The following is a 13,333-nucleotide window of genomic DNA, read 5'->3' on the forward strand; positions in this document are numbered from 1 at the left end:
GGTTATCTCATGCCTCCTTCAACAATCTTCAAAGCCTGTACAGCCTTAAGCAGCGCCTGCTCCAGCAGGGCAATATCAGCTTCCGTATGGCTGTCGCCAAGGCTAATGCGGATTCCGCCAAGTGCCGTAGAAACATCTCTGCCCATGGACAGCAGAATCCGGCTCGGCTCGGCCAGCCGCGAGGAGCAGGCCGAACGGGTGGATACGACCATCCCCAGTTCCTCCAGCTTGCGGGCCAGCACCTCCCCCTTCATGCCGGGATAAGAGAAATGGACAATATGCGGGGCTCCGTCCTCCCTGCTGTTGACCTTCAATTCTGGGATGCCGGCCACAAACTTCAACAGCCGGTTGCGCAGCGGAATCATCACATTGTTAAACTGTTCCCTCCGCTCGCCGCTCATGCGGATGGCCTTGGCGGAAGCCACAACCGCCGGCACATTTTCTGTGCCGGCGCGGAGTCCGTTCTCCTGGGAGCCGCCAGTCAGCAACGGGAATAGTGAAACCCCTTCTCTTACATACAGCAGCCCTACCCCGCGCGGGCCGCGGATTTTGTGGGGGGACAAGCTGTACAGATCAGCCTGCCACTCACCCAGTCTTGGCTCAAACCCGCTGTAGCCCTGCACTCCGTCCACATGAAACAGCGTCCGGTGGTTGGCAGCCTTCACCAGACGGCCAATCTCCAGCAGCGGCTGCACTGTTCCAACCTCATTATTGACATGCATCACGCTGACAAGTACAGTATCCCGGCGCACCGCAGCGGCAATACGGGAGGGCTCAACCATTCCTGAGCTATCCGGTGCTACAAAGGTGACCTCCCAGCCCATGTTTTGCAGCTGCAGGCAGCTCTCATAGACCGAAGGATGCTCTATTCCCGTAGTCACGATATGGCGTCCTCTGCTCTGATACTGCAGAGCTGCGCCTTTTACCGCAAGGTTGTTGCTTTCGGTAGCGCCAGAGGTAAACAGAATCTCCTGCGGCTTCACTCCGAGCGCGGCTGCGCAGACTTCGCGTGAACGTTTGATAAGCCGGTCGGCTTCCGTACCTGCACGGTGCAGCGACGAGGGATTGGCATAATGCTGCTTCATAATCTGCTCCATCGTCTGCACTACTTCTTCATATGGGGGTGCGGCAGCGGCATAATCCCAGTACAGCATATATCGGTCTCTCCTTTGCTTGCTTCTGTGCTGATAAGCTCATGCGCGAGAATATAGAATAACTGATCCGGCTGAACTTATAAAGTCTTGGTGCCTGTACTTTCTTATATCCGGAAAAAAGGATCAAACGGGTCCCGCCACCAGAGTGGTCCAGACGACACCATTTGATCCTTTTTATTATACCCCGTACTCAGCTCGGGCGCGTTCTATTTTGAGAATATAGGCCTGGGTTTCCTCCGGAAGCTGGGAAAGCTTCTCCATCAGCTCCTGGTCACTGTTGACTCCGAGCTTGTTTACCCGTCCGGGACCGGCATTATAAGCGGCCAGTGCCATCTTCTCCTGCCCGTCAAAACGCTTCAGCTGATACGATAAATAACGTACCCCGCCGTCAATGCTCTGAGCCGGATCGAAGGGGTCGGAAACGCCGAGGCCATTCGCCGTGCCATCCATCAGCTGCATCAATCCCTTCGCTCCTGCCGAAGAAACGACATTGGGGTTGAACGAGGATTCCGTATCGATTACTGCCTTGATCAAGTCTACCGGCACACCATACTTCGTACTGGCCGTCTGAATCAGCTCTTCATAATCGGTAGGCCTGGTTTCCGTTATTTCCCCGGAAATTGCGTTATAGGAATCGCTTGTCCCTCCAAGCTGCTGCCACAGCAGACCCCTTAGGGAGGAACTGTCGCCAAGGGAATTCAGTGCAGTGGCGCTGTCCTTATCCCCCGACTGCAACGTCCGCTCCTGCAGCAAAGCGGAAAACTCCGCTGACGTTGAACCCGATACTTCACTGGAATTTTTCCCTGTTTCACTTTTGAGGCTTGAACTTCTTAAGTTCACCCATCTTAGTTGCCCAACTCCGCTCCCTGAAGCCGGATTGATCGCCATATTGCACTTTCCTTTCCTTCTGCTGATCCTCTATATAAATTTCCTAACCTTAAGAAACTCAAATTAAATTTAAAATACGACTTTATTTTACAGTCGATTCATAATAATTGCTATATGCTGACATGAAAAAACAGACTTCAGACCCTCATAGTTAGGTCTAAAAGCCTGTTTTGAATTCATTGCTTCTGGTTTCTTCTTACGTTAGCGGGCAAATGGTATCATGACAAAATAGCTGAGTGTGGATACAATCCCCAGTCCCATTGCCCATGCACCGGTAGTTTTTTGCCCTTTGGCGTAAGCATAGTACCCAAGTATGGCAGCTACGGGACCAAGAATGACCGACCAGATGAACAAGGAGGCAATCCCAAAGCCCAGACCGACCCTCCCCATACCCTTGCTGCCGGTCTCTGTCTCACCCTGCTCCTTGGTCTCGGCTGTTTTTCCGCCTGTGCTGTGAATATGTGCCGGAAGCGGACTTATCTCCGCGGCATATTCTTCATTGTGGGCCCGGTCCCGCCGGGGATAATCCACTCTACGCGGACGCAGGATAATTTTTTTCCTTTCGGACGGGTCAAGTTTGGATTTATCACTGTGTTTGTCCATTTTTAGGCCTCCTAGTTGTTAGGCTTGAAGGTCAGACAGCAGGTCGCGGACGAAGTTCCGGCATGATCATGATGATTGTTAGCCATCAGCTCTTCGGCATATTCTTCCTTGAACCCGCTGCCTGCATGCTTGTCGATTTCAATAACGATCTCCTCGGCCCGGCATAAGTTCTGTTCACCCCAATAATGACAGTTGCTCACACTGCATCTTACAAGCGGTTTTGCGTTTGTCATGTGATCACCTCAGGAATCATTATGTCCGTGGAATTCCCTCTCTATGCGGTTAATAAGGTGCCAGTCCCCTCCACAAGACCCACAAAAAACACTGTATCCCAACGCTTTGCAGAAAGCTTAATCAATACAAAAAAGACCGTTCCGCCATGTGTACATGACTGAAACGATCCTTTGAATTTCGTAAAATATGACATAAGATGTTAAACCTGGTTTTGCATACGCTTTTCAGTTAAATAATCATTCTCATAATAATTGAGGTCATCGCGCAGCTCTTCATAGACTTTGGTAATCTCCATAATAATATCACGGGCCGGGCGAACAGGCTTTTTGCGGAAACGGATAGCATCCTGGCCTGTGTAAGCGTAACGGCCGTCCTCGGAGTAACTCTCATTCTTTGGATAAAAGAAATTGTTGACTCCATAATGATATACATTATATAGCGCTTTTTGCGCGAAAGCTTCGTCAAATGTGGCGCGGCGCAGGGCAACTCCCAGCTTCTCATAAGACATTTCCGAGAATACCAGCAGGTGGCGGAGATCGGACAGGAAACCTTGATAGAAAGTTACCGTTTCTTCATCTTCTTCGGTTACTAGCTGAGGCAGGGCATGGTTGTTGAGGAATAATTCCATTTTACCGATCACGGATTTAAGTTTTTCTCTCGTCGTTTCACACAATTTCTGCACATTGGCTGCTGACATGGCGAGTGCTCCCCCTTATTAGTCCTTGCTTCTTGTAGTCATTTTCAACTTCTTGTAGTCATTCTCAATAGGTATTGCTTATTTCCTTGCAACTTAATCATCCTATTACTTTTTGATATTAACATAAAACCTTGGGACGCGGTATCCTTTTCTGTGATGCATAAAACGGGCGCTCTCTTCTAAACCTATAGCTATTACGATGCCATGAAGGAGCGGAAAATATGTCCCGTAAAAATTTAACCGTCGCCGGTTTAGTCACCGCTGCGTTCACGGTAGTTCTACTGACGTTTGCGTTGCGGCCTGAAGGAGACGGGAAGCTGAAACAAGCAGTCGTGCCTAATCCCTCACAGGAAAAAACAGTCAAGAAAACTTCCCTGGTTCAGGATGTTAAGGCTACAGACCAGCTGAACCGGACCGACGTCGGCAAACACCTAAGAACAATGCTTGCTGATACGCATGGCGCAGCGCCCCGAGATATTTCAGCATATGCCAAACGTCTGCAGCAAGGACACGGGCATATCACCATGCTCATCTGGATCGATTTCGTTACCCAGCAAACACACACCTTCAAATCCTCACTGCCTGAGGGCAGCGATCAGGAGAATAAACAGCTGCTAAAGTACCTGAACACGGCAAAATCAGCGATTAGAGGCCATCAATCCTATGAATCCCCTTCCTTCATCATCGGTCAGAAGAAACATTATTTCATGGCTCAGCGTGATCAGGATGGAAAAATTGGTGTCATTGCCCTGATTAATCAGAAGATCCTCGACCGTGTCGCCGATCATCAGCTCAAAAATCTACGGCTGATTCCTTATCCGAAGGAAGGCAAGTACCGGGTGGAATCGGTTCATGCTGATACGCTGAAGGATATCACCGTCAAGACCGGCCATGATAATGAGAACGCCAGCCATTTCTACGAGAATGAAATCGTCGTACGCTTTAAGAGCGGTCATCTCACTGCAGGACAGATCCAGACTATAACCGCGGACATCCGCTGCAAGGAGCCGCGTAAATTGGGATATGCCTATATTTTCCGTTCGGAGAAAATGAACTATGCCGAGCTTAAAACCTACTTCACCTCTAAATGGCAGCCTGAATATACAGAGCCTCACTATATGTATTTAACCAATGAGACCGCAGTCGAAAATACAGGAGCCAGTGTAATTACACCCAATGATCTGCTGTTCTCTACCTACCAATGGAATTTGCCGGCTATTGAAACAGAGCAAGGCTGGAATTTGTCCAAGGGCAGCAAGGAAGTGGTTGTGGCTGTGGTCGATACCGGCGTACAGGCAAGCCATCCGGATCTGCAGGGCCAACTTCTGGCGGGATATAACGCAATCGCAAAAGGTTCGACACCGGATGACGATGTGGGGCATGGAACCCATGTAGCCGGCATTATCGGCGCGGTGATCAACAACGAGGAGGGAGTGGCCGGCATCAGCTGGTACAATAAAATCCTTCCAGTCAAAGCGCTGGACAACTCCGGCGCAGGCACCACGTATTCCGTCGCTGAGGGTATTATTTGGGCAGCAGACAACGGAGCCAAGGTGATCAACCTCAGCCTCGGCAACTATGCCGATTCGCAGTTTCTGCATGATGCGATTAAGTATGCCTATGACCGCGATGTCGTTATCGTTTCCGCAGCGGGCAACGATAACACTGAACGTCCGGGATTTCCCGCTGCTTATGAGGAGGTTCTGGCGGTTGCCGCTACTAACGCTAATGGAGAAAAAGCCTCTTTCTCCAATTACGGGGATTACATCGATGTCACCGCACCCGGGGAAAGCATCGCAAGCACCTATCCCGACAACCAGTATGCAGCTTTGTCCGGAACCTCTATGGCCAGCCCCCATGTTGCTGCGCTCGCGGGACTTGTACGTTCGCTGAACCCGGCGCTGACCAATAAGGAGGTCATGGAGCTGATGATCTCGAACGCCGTCGACCTTGGCGATACCGGCCATGATAAATATTATGGCTGGGGGCAGGTCGATATCTATAGAACACTCCGGGCAGCCGGAGGAAGTGTAGTTCCGCTGCAGCTATTCCCGCAGCATGTCGATCGTCAATTGAAATCCATGCAGCACAATCTGGAGAACAGCAATTAACGGGCAGAGCTAAGATGTTTGTCCAAGAGCCTAAGGAACAGCCGCAGCCCGCGTTCCATATCCGCTTCCTTCATCTGCGAATAACATAGCCGGATATGCCGGGACGGAACCTCTCCGGAGTAACAGACATCGCCCGGAAGGAAAGAGATGCCCTCCTGCTCTGCCAGCTCATGCAGCCTGCCAATGCCGCTGGCCGTAGGCAGCTGCAGCCACAAATTCAGCCCGCCCTCAGGCAGATTCCAGGACACTCCCTGAGGGGCATGCTGTTTCAGCAGCTTTGCCGCCTTCTCCATGCGTCCCCGCAGCGCGGTTCGCAGTTGCTCTGCGTAAGTCTCATATTTGCGCGCGATGAACGGAAGCACCGCCTTCTGGGTCAGCAGGGGGCTCCCGAGGTCACTCGCCGATTTGGCGGCAATCAGCCGGGAGAGAATGTTGCCTCCGGCGGCAACGCAGGCAATTCTGCAGCCTGGGGCAATGACTTTGCTGAAGCTTTTCATGTACACAACATGCCCTTCTGCATCCATCGATTTGATCGAAGGCGGAGGCGGCTTGCGGAAATACAGATCACTGAACGGATCATCCTCCACAATGAGACAGCGGTAGCTTCTGGCGAGTTCCAGCAGCCGCTGTCTTCTTGTGATGCTCATCGTGACGCCGCTCGGATTCTGGAACGTAGGATTGGTATAGATTAGCTTCGGCGGTCTCCGGTCGCATAGTTTAGTCAGCACATCCACTTTCATCCCTTCGTTGTCCATGGGCACAAAGATCATCTCCGCACCGCGGCCGGCAAAAACATCTATAGCCCCCGTATAGCTGGGTGCTTCCAGATACACGGTATCCCCGGGGCCGACAAACGTCCGGGCCACCAGATCAATCCCCTGCTGAGTTCCGCTCGTGATCATTAAATCAGATGAGCGCAGATGGATTCCATGACCTTGCAGATGTCTGCACATCACTTCCCGCAGCTCTAGATCCCCCTGAAAATTGCCGTACGAAGCCATTAGCTCCGGCTGTTCGGTCACAAGCGTTGACATAGTCGCGCCGATAGAATCCAGCGGAAGCAGATCGCCATGAATCGCCGCCATATGAAAAGGATATTCCACCTTGGAGTAATCAAAATTACGCCATAGCTGAGCCCGCGGCAAAAAGTCGTCATACCCGTCCTGCCACCCCGCTCCAGCATCCAGGGACATTCGCACTCTCTCGGCTACAAAGCAGCCCTTTCCCTGGCTGCAGGTGATATGCCCGTGACTTTCCAGTTCAGCATAAGCTTTGCTTACCGTTACCTGGCTTACCTTCAGGGAAGATGCCAGATTTCTCACGGAAGGGAGGCGGGCTCCCGGCTGCAGCAATCCCGAAGTGATCCGCTGGGCCATCGTTTCGCTGATTTGCTGCGGCAGAGATTTATTGCCGCTGCGGAGTAAATCAATATGCATCTGCGCTTCCCCCCACTGTTATATTCAACGCTTTACTGTTATACCGCTATGCCGTTATGATACAACAAAATTGTAAAGCGGGGAGCATTTTTATGAAGATCAATTACTCTACGATGACGGAACATCTGGGATCCTCGGCAGTTCGTGAGATTCTGAAGATTACCCAAGGCAAAGACATCATTTCTCTGGCAGGCGGGCTGCCCGCCGAAGACTTCTTCCCGGTGGAAGCTGTTCGTGAGGCTTACAGCCGCGCTCTTGCCGGCGAGACATCGGCTCTGCAATATGGTCTGACCGAAGGCTATATTCCGCTGCGTGAGCAGGTTGCGGCCAGGTTGACCCGTCAGGGTATCCCAACCGATATCTCGGAAATGCTCCTCACCACAGGCTCCCAGCAAGCCATCGACCTGCTGTGCAAAATACTGCTTGATCCCGGAGACGCAGTCCTCGTGGAAGCTCCAACATATATGGCGGCCTTGCAGGTGATGAACTCCTACCAGGCTGACATTCACATTGTTCAGAGCGATGAATCCGGCATGCTGCCGGACCATCTGGAGGAGCAGCTTCGCACACACCGCCCCAAGCTGCTCTATGCCGTTCCTACCTTCAACAACCCCTCCGGGGCAACCTGGAGCAAGGAACGCCGCGAACAAGTGGTCTCCCTGTGCCGACGATATGGCGTGCTGATTCTTGAAGACAACCCTTACGGTGAAATAACATTCGATGAAACACCGGATGCCTATCCGTTCTCACTGGCAGCAATCGACAGAAGCTGCGGCGAGGATTCCTGTGTCGTCTACACGGGAACATTCTCCAAGATAGTCGCACCTGCCCTGCGTACCGGCTGGATTATCGGCCCGGCTGAGCTGATCCGGGTAGTTGCCAAAGCAAAGCAGGCAGCCGACCTGCATTCCAGCACCATAGACCAGCGTGCCCTCTATGAACTACTTCGGGTCTTTGACCTTGAGGGACATATCCGTCTTATCTCCCGCGAATACCACTCACGGATGAAACAGCTCTCAGCCGAGCTATCGTCGCGCGGGTGGGAAGACGCAAAGTTCGAAGAACCCCGGGGCGGTATGTTCCTGTGGCTGAAGCTATCCACCGCTATTAACACTACCGGGCTGCTTCCATTCGCCGTGGAGCAAGGTGTAGCCTTTGTACCCGGTGAAGTGTTCTATTCCGCCAAGCCGGTGAAAAATGCCATGCGGCTGAACTTCACCCATACGCCGCCGGAGCTGGTTCCGCTCGCTGTACAACGGCTGGAAAAGGCCATCAGCCAGTACTCCCAGAGCCTGGAGACAACGCTCATGCCGACGCTGGAATAACAGAGACCCCGCTGCGTTGCCTGACAGATATTGTTGCTTCTGCCAGCTAGAAAAGCCAGCCAGGAATACTCCGGCACGTTCATGCTTAGTCCTTGCCCGAAGACTCCACATGATCTGCTTTTGGCAACGGACTCCAGGGACCTAATTTGTCTAAAATCAGCTCAATAATGCCTGGTGCGGACTCCAGTGCAGTTATTTAACAATAGAACAGCTATTAACCTCACTATTTTAGTAAATAACGCCGCCTGAGTCCGCTTCTACGACAGTAACAGTATTATCGCGTAAATAACGTCACTGAGGTCCGCCAGAGTGATCATCCAAAACAACAAAAAAGATCGTACCGTCCTCATGCAAACGGGGAGCGATGCGGTCTTTTTAATTTTATCTTTAAAAAACTAAGGCGTTAAAAAAGCGGCCTTCCAAAGGAAGGCCGCTGTCTGTCGTATATAAGCTTCACAGGATAACAGTTCATAAGAGTTGTCAGTTAGGAAAGTTTGCCGTAAGCCGGGTTCTGTGCTCGTCGTGGTTCAAACGGGAACTACCCTCCCACCATAAGCGACAATCATCTATCTAGGCCATACATTACTGCACAGCTCCAGCGACCAACCTAGACACGCCTCAGGCGAAGGCTGCTCTTCCGGTTAAGGAAGCGCTGCGTCTCATTAGGTCTTGCTCCAGATGGGGTTTACCAGGAACGAAGTCACCAGCGTTCCTCGGGGTCTCTTACACCTCGGTTCCATCCTTGCCTGTGCCGCCCGAAAGCGGCCATCGGCGGTCCATTTCTGTGGCACTATCCTTCGGCTCGCGCCGACTGGATGTTATCCAGCACCCTGCCTTGTGGAGCCCGGACTTTCCTCCCGCGGCGTCTTCACGCACACCGGCGATTGTCTGTCAAACTTCCCGATCAACATTGTATATTATACAGATTTGCCGCAACCTGCACAAGTGTAAATAAAGGGAATCTACAGGAATTTGAAAGGCTCTGTATTAATCTGCGAAGCATACACCGCTGTGCCGTACTTATGCTCAGCCAGCTTGCCCTGAATCCACTCGGCCACTTTCTCCTTCATAATCTTCTCCGCATTATGTCCCGGATCAATTAATGAGATGCCGGCCAAGTAAGCATCTTGAGCCGTATGATAATCGACATCGCCAGTCACCAGCACATCGGCTCCTTTGAAGATGGCGCTGTTATAATACTTCGCCCCCGAGCCGCCCATCACAGCCGCTTTACGGATGGGGCGGTTCAAATCGCCTACAACACGAACATGATCGACCTTTAGTCCGGTTTTGACCGTCTCGATAAATTCGCCAAGCGTTGTTGGCTCCTTAAGCTTGCCTACTCTGCCGAGTCCGAGGCTGCGGCCTTTAAGATCCATGGAATAAAGATCATATGCAACCTCTTCGTAAGGATGCGCTTTAAGCATCGCCTGAACTACTTTATTGCGAATAGAAAGCGGCACGATCGTTTCGATGCGGACTTCCTCGGCACGTTCCATTTTACCAGCTTCACCAATATAAGGTTCCGAGCCTTCACGCGGAATAAAGGTGCCGTAGCCTTCGATGTTAAAGCTGCAATGGCTATAGTTGCCGATCCAGCCTGCACCGGCATTCAGGATGGCGTCCAGCACCTTCTGGTGGTGATCCTTCGGCACGAATACAACCAGCTTGGACAGCTGCTCGGTATGAATGTCCTTGATCGGCGCACCGTTCTCGATGCCAAGCGCTTCCGCCATCCAGTCGTTCATCCCTCCTTCGGCGACATCCAGGTTGGTATGGCTGATGTATACGGCAATATCATTTTTGATCAGCTTCTCATAGAGCTTGCCCATCGGGGTTTCAGTCTGTATCCCCTTAAGCGGACGAAAGATAATCGCATGATGGGCAATAATCAGGTTGCAGCCTTGGTTAATCGCTTCGTCCACAATGTCTCCGTTGACGTCCAGTGCAACCAGCACACCGGTAATTTCTTTCTGCAGACTGCCCAGCTGGAGGCCGATGTTATCCCATTCCTCAGCCAGATGTTTCGGGGCAAGCTGCTCCATATACCCGATTACAGTTTGTCCTTTGGCGTACATTTCAGCACCTCCGAGATTGTTGTGATTTGTGCCGTGATCCTGCTGCGCTTTTCTTCCGCCGATTCAAGCTCCGAGCGGGACAATGAAGCCAGAATCCCTTCCAATTTTGCAATCTCACTCTGCCATTTGGCAGTAAATACGGCGTTTGGCGCTTGCAGCAGCCAAGGACCCATTTGCAGAAGCAGCTCCTTGCTGCATACCATATTGCCACCAGCAAGCTGCCGTTCATGATAAAGCTGCTCATTTGTGATTCCTGCAGCTTCACCCTCAGGGACCGCCGTCAGTATTTCATATATTTTCCCGTCTTCTTCCAGGATATGCTCTGCCGTAAGCACCCAGTGGTTGTTCAGCAGCCAGCGGCGCAGAATATCCTCGCCCACATTTGGCTGCAGCGCAAGCAGCTTCACACCTGCAAGCTTGCCGAGGCTTTTGCCGCGGTCCAGGATAGCGGCAATTAATGCGCCGCCCATTCCGGCGATGGAGATGCTGTCAGCTTCACCCGGCTCCAGCACTTCGAGACCGTCTCCGCGCCGCACCTCAATCTGTTTGCCCAGGCCCGCCTCCGCCACACCTCTACATGCTGCTTCATAAGGTCCTGGATTGACTTCACCTGCTATTGCAGAGACCGCTTTCCCGCTTCTCAAGGCTGCTACCGGAAGCAGGGCATGATCCGAGCCGATATCGGCAAGTTTGCTGCCTGTTGGAATCTGCTCCAGCACAAGCTGGAGCCGGTTTGATAATTTTATGTTGTTCATGAGGCCACCCACGTTATCCATTTTTTTCGGAAAATAAACAGTAGCGCAAGGCCAACTGCAATTTTCAATATTAAAACCAGCGACACCCATCCCGGATAATCCGGTCTGAGCCACAGCGCATCAATCTCCGGCATCAGCCACAGTGACACTCCAACACCCAAATATACACCTGAAACCCCTTTGATCCTGTGATACAACAGCCAGCTCAGCCAAATCATCAGTATACAGAGCGGCAGCCAGAGCAGCTCAAGCTCCAGGACGGAAGCATCAGGACGCTTTTGGCCGGAGAACCCGGCATAGAGCAGGGCCCAGAAGGCAAACCCGCAATAGTGCAGCAAGCCCATACGCAATGTGAATCCGAGTATCACCCACAATAGGCCGCATCCTGCGATCAGCAGCGGCCGCCAAAAATCCGCGTTCAGATCATGCAGAGCAATGAGCCAGAGGCCAAATCCTATCGTCAGTACACTGCCAACTCCTGCCAGAACAAGACTGATCATGTGGTTTCGGTCCCTGTAAATAGCCGAGTAACCGTAACAAACAATTAGTACACATAGAGCTGTGGCAAGTTGCAAAGGCCAAGGAAAAACGCTAAAATAAAGACTAATCAAGAAAATCAAGGAAATAATTCCAAAACCAAACAACCATATTTTGATGCTGCCCTGCTGAAGATTTTTCAGCGAGATCGGATTACTGTCTTTGATCTCCTTGTCATCATTGTAGAGGTTGGTCAAGAAGTCGCAATACTGCTCAGGCAGTAGCTTGCTCCTTCTCCAGTAATGAATTTCTCTTAATATAATTTCTCGTTTTTCCAAATTCAACGGCTAATCCCTCTTTTCACACCTTTACTTAGGTGTATCTCAAGATAAAAGGACCTCCTGCCACCGTGCAGCAGAAGGTCCGGTTTATAAAACTTATTCTAGGAAATCTTTAAGCCGTTTGCTGCGGCTTGGGTGGCGCAGCTTACGCAGCGCTTTTGCTTCAATCTGGCGGATCCGCTCACGGGTTACGCCGAATACTTTGCCCACTTCCTCAAGCGTTCTCGTCCGTCCGTCATCCAGACCGAAACGAAGACGAAGCACATTCTCTTCACGCTCGGTGAGCGTGTCCAGCACATCCTCCAGCTGTTCCTTCAGCAGTTCATAGGCTGCTGCATCCGCAGGAGCAAGCGCCTCCTGATCCTCAATGAAATCGCCCAGATGCGAATCATCCTCTTCACCGATTGGTGTTTCCAGGGAAACCGGCTCTTGGGCAATCTTCATGATTTCTCTGACTTTCTCAACCGTCAATTCCATTTCAGCCGCAATTTCTTCCGGCGAAGGCTCGCGTCCAAGCTCTTGCAGCAGCTGACGGGATACACGAATCAGCTTGTTGATCGTCTCCACCATATGCACTGGAATACGGATTGTCCGCGCCTGGTCGGCGATAGCCCGCGTAATGGCCTGGCGAATCCACCAAGTAGCATAGGTACTGAATTTGAACCCTTTATTGTGGTCAAATTTCTCAACCGCTTTGATCAGACCCATATTGCCCTCCTGGATCAAATCCAGGAACAGCATGCCGCGTCCAACATAACGCTTGGCGATACTGACAACGAGCCGCAGATTCGCTTCGGCCAGCCGGCGTTTCGCTTCTTCATCACCATTTTTGATTCTCATGGCCAGTTCGACTTCATCGTCAGCTGAGAGCAACGGCACACGTCCGATTTCCTTCAGATACATCCGGACGGGGTCGTTAATTTTGATTCCCGGCGGCAGCGACAAATCGTCGTCAAAGCTGAAGTCGTCAGAGTCGCTATTCTCGTTGTCCTCGCTCTGGCGGAGCGGCGAACCTTCCTCGTCATTCTCATTTACAACCTCGATGCCAAGGTCGCTGAGCTGCTCGTAGAATTCCTCCATCTGCTCGGGGTCTTGATCAAACGGCGACAATTTCTCCATAATATCTTTGTAGTTCAATGATGATCTTTTCTTGCCGTGCTCAATAAGCTGGTCCTTAACCTGATCCAGAGTAAATTCTGCTTCCAGTTCAGTGTGCTGATCGTTCGCCATAATT

At 51.6% G+C, this 13,333-nt stretch carries 12 protein-coding genes and 1 other RNA gene; 2 read left to right on the forward strand and 11 right to left on the reverse strand.

Annotated elements, in window-relative coordinates; genetic code table 11:
- Positions 1 to 2: 2 nt before the first annotated feature.
- The 5 genes from ACQ76X_RS06335 to ACQ76X_RS06355 all read right to left on the reverse strand — a co-directional run bounded on the left by ACQ76X_RS06335 (position 3) and on the right by ACQ76X_RS06355 (position 3,576).
- Positions 3 to 1,154, reverse strand: coding sequence for a cysteine desulfurase family protein (locus ACQ76X_RS06335; RefSeq protein ID WP_438492351.1), 1,152 nt, complete (start codon positions 1,152 to 1,154; stop codon positions 3 to 5).
- A 177-nt stretch (positions 1,155 to 1,331) separates the two neighbouring features.
- Positions 1,332 to 2,042 (reverse strand): lytic transglycosylase domain-containing protein, encoded by a 711-nt coding sequence (locus tag ACQ76X_RS06340; protein ID WP_438492353.1) that lies wholly within the window; start codon positions 2,040 to 2,042, stop codon positions 1,332 to 1,334.
- A gap of 201 nt (positions 2,043 to 2,243) precedes the next feature.
- A complete protein-coding gene (locus ACQ76X_RS06345) occupies positions 2,244 to 2,645 on the reverse strand; it encodes a hypothetical protein (RefSeq protein WP_438492355.1) in 402 nt (133 codons plus the stop codon).
- An 11-nt stretch (positions 2,646 to 2,656) separates the two neighbouring features.
- A complete protein-coding gene (locus tag ACQ76X_RS06350) occupies positions 2,657 to 2,878 on the reverse strand; it encodes a DUF1540 domain-containing protein (protein WP_438492356.1) in 222 nt (73 codons plus the stop codon).
- Positions 2,879 to 3,078: 200 nt separating this feature from the next.
- Positions 3,079 to 3,576 carry a YpuI family protein gene (locus ACQ76X_RS06355; RefSeq protein WP_076109019.1) on the reverse strand — a complete coding sequence of 166 codons (498 nt, stop codon included), beginning with the start codon at positions 3,574 to 3,576 and terminating at the stop codon, positions 3,079 to 3,081.
- A gap of 221 nt (positions 3,577 to 3,797) precedes the next feature.
- Between ACQ76X_RS06355 and ACQ76X_RS06360 the strand changes: the two genes are divergently transcribed.
- Positions 3,798 to 5,687: a S8 family peptidase gene (locus ACQ76X_RS06360; RefSeq protein ID WP_438492358.1), complete on the forward strand. Its 1,890-nt coding sequence runs from the start codon at positions 3,798 to 3,800 to the stop codon at positions 5,685 to 5,687.
- Here the strand turns inward: ACQ76X_RS06360 and ACQ76X_RS06365 are convergent.
- A complete protein-coding gene (locus ACQ76X_RS06365) occupies positions 5,684 to 7,123 on the reverse strand; it encodes a PLP-dependent aminotransferase family protein (RefSeq protein WP_438492359.1) in 1,440 nt (479 codons plus the stop codon). The genes ACQ76X_RS06360 and ACQ76X_RS06365 overlap by 4 nt on opposite strands.
- A gap of 92 nt (positions 7,124 to 7,215) precedes the next feature.
- On the opposite strand from ACQ76X_RS06365, the gene ACQ76X_RS06370 reads away from it, so the two are divergent.
- Positions 7,216 to 8,448: a PLP-dependent aminotransferase family protein gene (locus ACQ76X_RS06370; RefSeq protein ID WP_438492361.1), complete on the forward strand. Its 1,233-nt coding sequence runs from the start codon at positions 7,216 to 7,218 to the stop codon at positions 8,446 to 8,448.
- Between the two features lie 485 nt (positions 8,449 to 8,933).
- On the opposite strand, the gene rnpB is transcribed toward ACQ76X_RS06370, so the two are convergent.
- The 5 genes from rnpB to rpoD all read right to left on the reverse strand — a co-directional run bounded on the left by rnpB (position 8,934) and on the right by rpoD (position 13,329).
- An RNA gene (gene rnpB, locus ACQ76X_RS06375) (RNase P RNA component class A) lies at positions 8,934 to 9,348 on the reverse strand.
- 62 nt (positions 9,349 to 9,410) lie between these two features.
- Entirely contained in the window at positions 9,411 to 10,526 is a 1,116-nt protein-coding gene (locus ACQ76X_RS06380; RefSeq protein ID WP_438492363.1) for a Nif3-like dinuclear metal center hexameric protein, read from the reverse strand.
- On the reverse strand, positions 10,502 to 11,281 hold the full coding sequence (locus ACQ76X_RS06385; RefSeq protein ID WP_438492365.1) for a tRNA (adenine(22)-N(1))-methyltransferase: 780 nt from the start codon (positions 11,279 to 11,281) through the stop codon (positions 10,502 to 10,504). Before ACQ76X_RS06385 ends, ACQ76X_RS06380 begins: the two co-directional genes overlap by 25 nt.
- Complete coding sequence (locus tag ACQ76X_RS06390) at positions 11,278 to 11,781, reverse strand: hypothetical protein (protein WP_438492367.1); 504 nt, start codon at positions 11,779 to 11,781, stop codon at positions 11,278 to 11,280. The genes ACQ76X_RS06385 and ACQ76X_RS06390 overlap by 4 nt, the downstream gene beginning before the upstream one ends.
- A gap of 414 nt (positions 11,782 to 12,195) precedes the next feature.
- A complete protein-coding gene (gene rpoD / locus ACQ76X_RS06395; protein WP_038595416.1) occupies positions 12,196 to 13,329 on the reverse strand; it encodes an RNA polymerase sigma factor RpoD in 1,134 nt (377 codons plus the stop codon).
- Between the last annotated feature and the right edge of the window lie 4 nt (positions 13,330 to 13,333).

This window comes from Paenibacillus sp. IHBB 3054, assembly GCF_051594305.1.
GTDB lineage: Bacteria > Bacillota > Bacilli > Paenibacillales > Paenibacillaceae > Paenibacillus_AQ.

What these genes read in the sequence shown, in the direction of transcription:
- ACQ76X_RS06335 (WP_438492351.1), bottom strand. Translation starts at nt 1,154, where the DNA reads ATGCTGTACTGGGATTATGCCGCTGCCGCACCCCCATATGAAGAAGTA.
- ACQ76X_RS06340 (WP_438492353.1), bottom strand. Translation starts at nt 2,042, where the DNA reads ATGGCGATCAATCCGGCTTCAGGGAGCGGAGTTGGGCAACTAAGATGG.
- ACQ76X_RS06345 (WP_438492355.1), bottom strand. Translation starts at nt 2,645, where the DNA reads ATGGACAAACACAGTGATAAATCCAAACTTGACCCGTCCGAAAGGAAA.
- ACQ76X_RS06350 (WP_438492356.1), bottom strand. Translation starts at nt 2,878, where the DNA reads ATGACAAACGCAAAACCGCTTGTAAGATGCAGTGTGAGCAACTGTCAT.
- ACQ76X_RS06355 (WP_076109019.1), bottom strand. Translation starts at nt 3,576, where the DNA reads ATGTCAGCAGCCAATGTGCAGAAATTGTGTGAAACGACGAGAGAAAAA.
- ACQ76X_RS06360 (WP_438492358.1), top strand. Translation starts at nt 3,798, where the DNA reads ATGTCCCGTAAAAATTTAACCGTCGCCGGTTTAGTCACCGCTGCGTTC.
- ACQ76X_RS06365 (WP_438492359.1), bottom strand. Translation starts at nt 7,123, where the DNA reads ATGCATATTGATTTACTCCGCAGCGGCAATAAATCTCTGCCGCAGCAA.
- ACQ76X_RS06370 (WP_438492361.1), top strand. Translation starts at nt 7,216, where the DNA reads ATGAAGATCAATTACTCTACGATGACGGAACATCTGGGATCCTCGGCA.
- ACQ76X_RS06380 (WP_438492363.1), bottom strand. Translation starts at nt 10,526, where the DNA reads ATGTACGCCAAAGGACAAACTGTAATCGGGTATATGGAGCAGCTTGCC.
- ACQ76X_RS06385 (WP_438492365.1), bottom strand. Translation starts at nt 11,281, where the DNA reads ATGAACAACATAAAATTATCAAACCGGCTCCAGCTTGTGCTGGAGCAG.
- ACQ76X_RS06390 (WP_438492367.1), bottom strand. Translation starts at nt 11,781, where the DNA reads ATGATCAGTCTTGTTCTGGCAGGAGTTGGCAGTGTACTGACGATAGGA.
- rpoD (WP_038595416.1), bottom strand. Translation starts at nt 13,329, where the DNA reads ATGGCGAACGATCAGCACACTGAACTGGAAGCAGAATTTACTCTGGAT.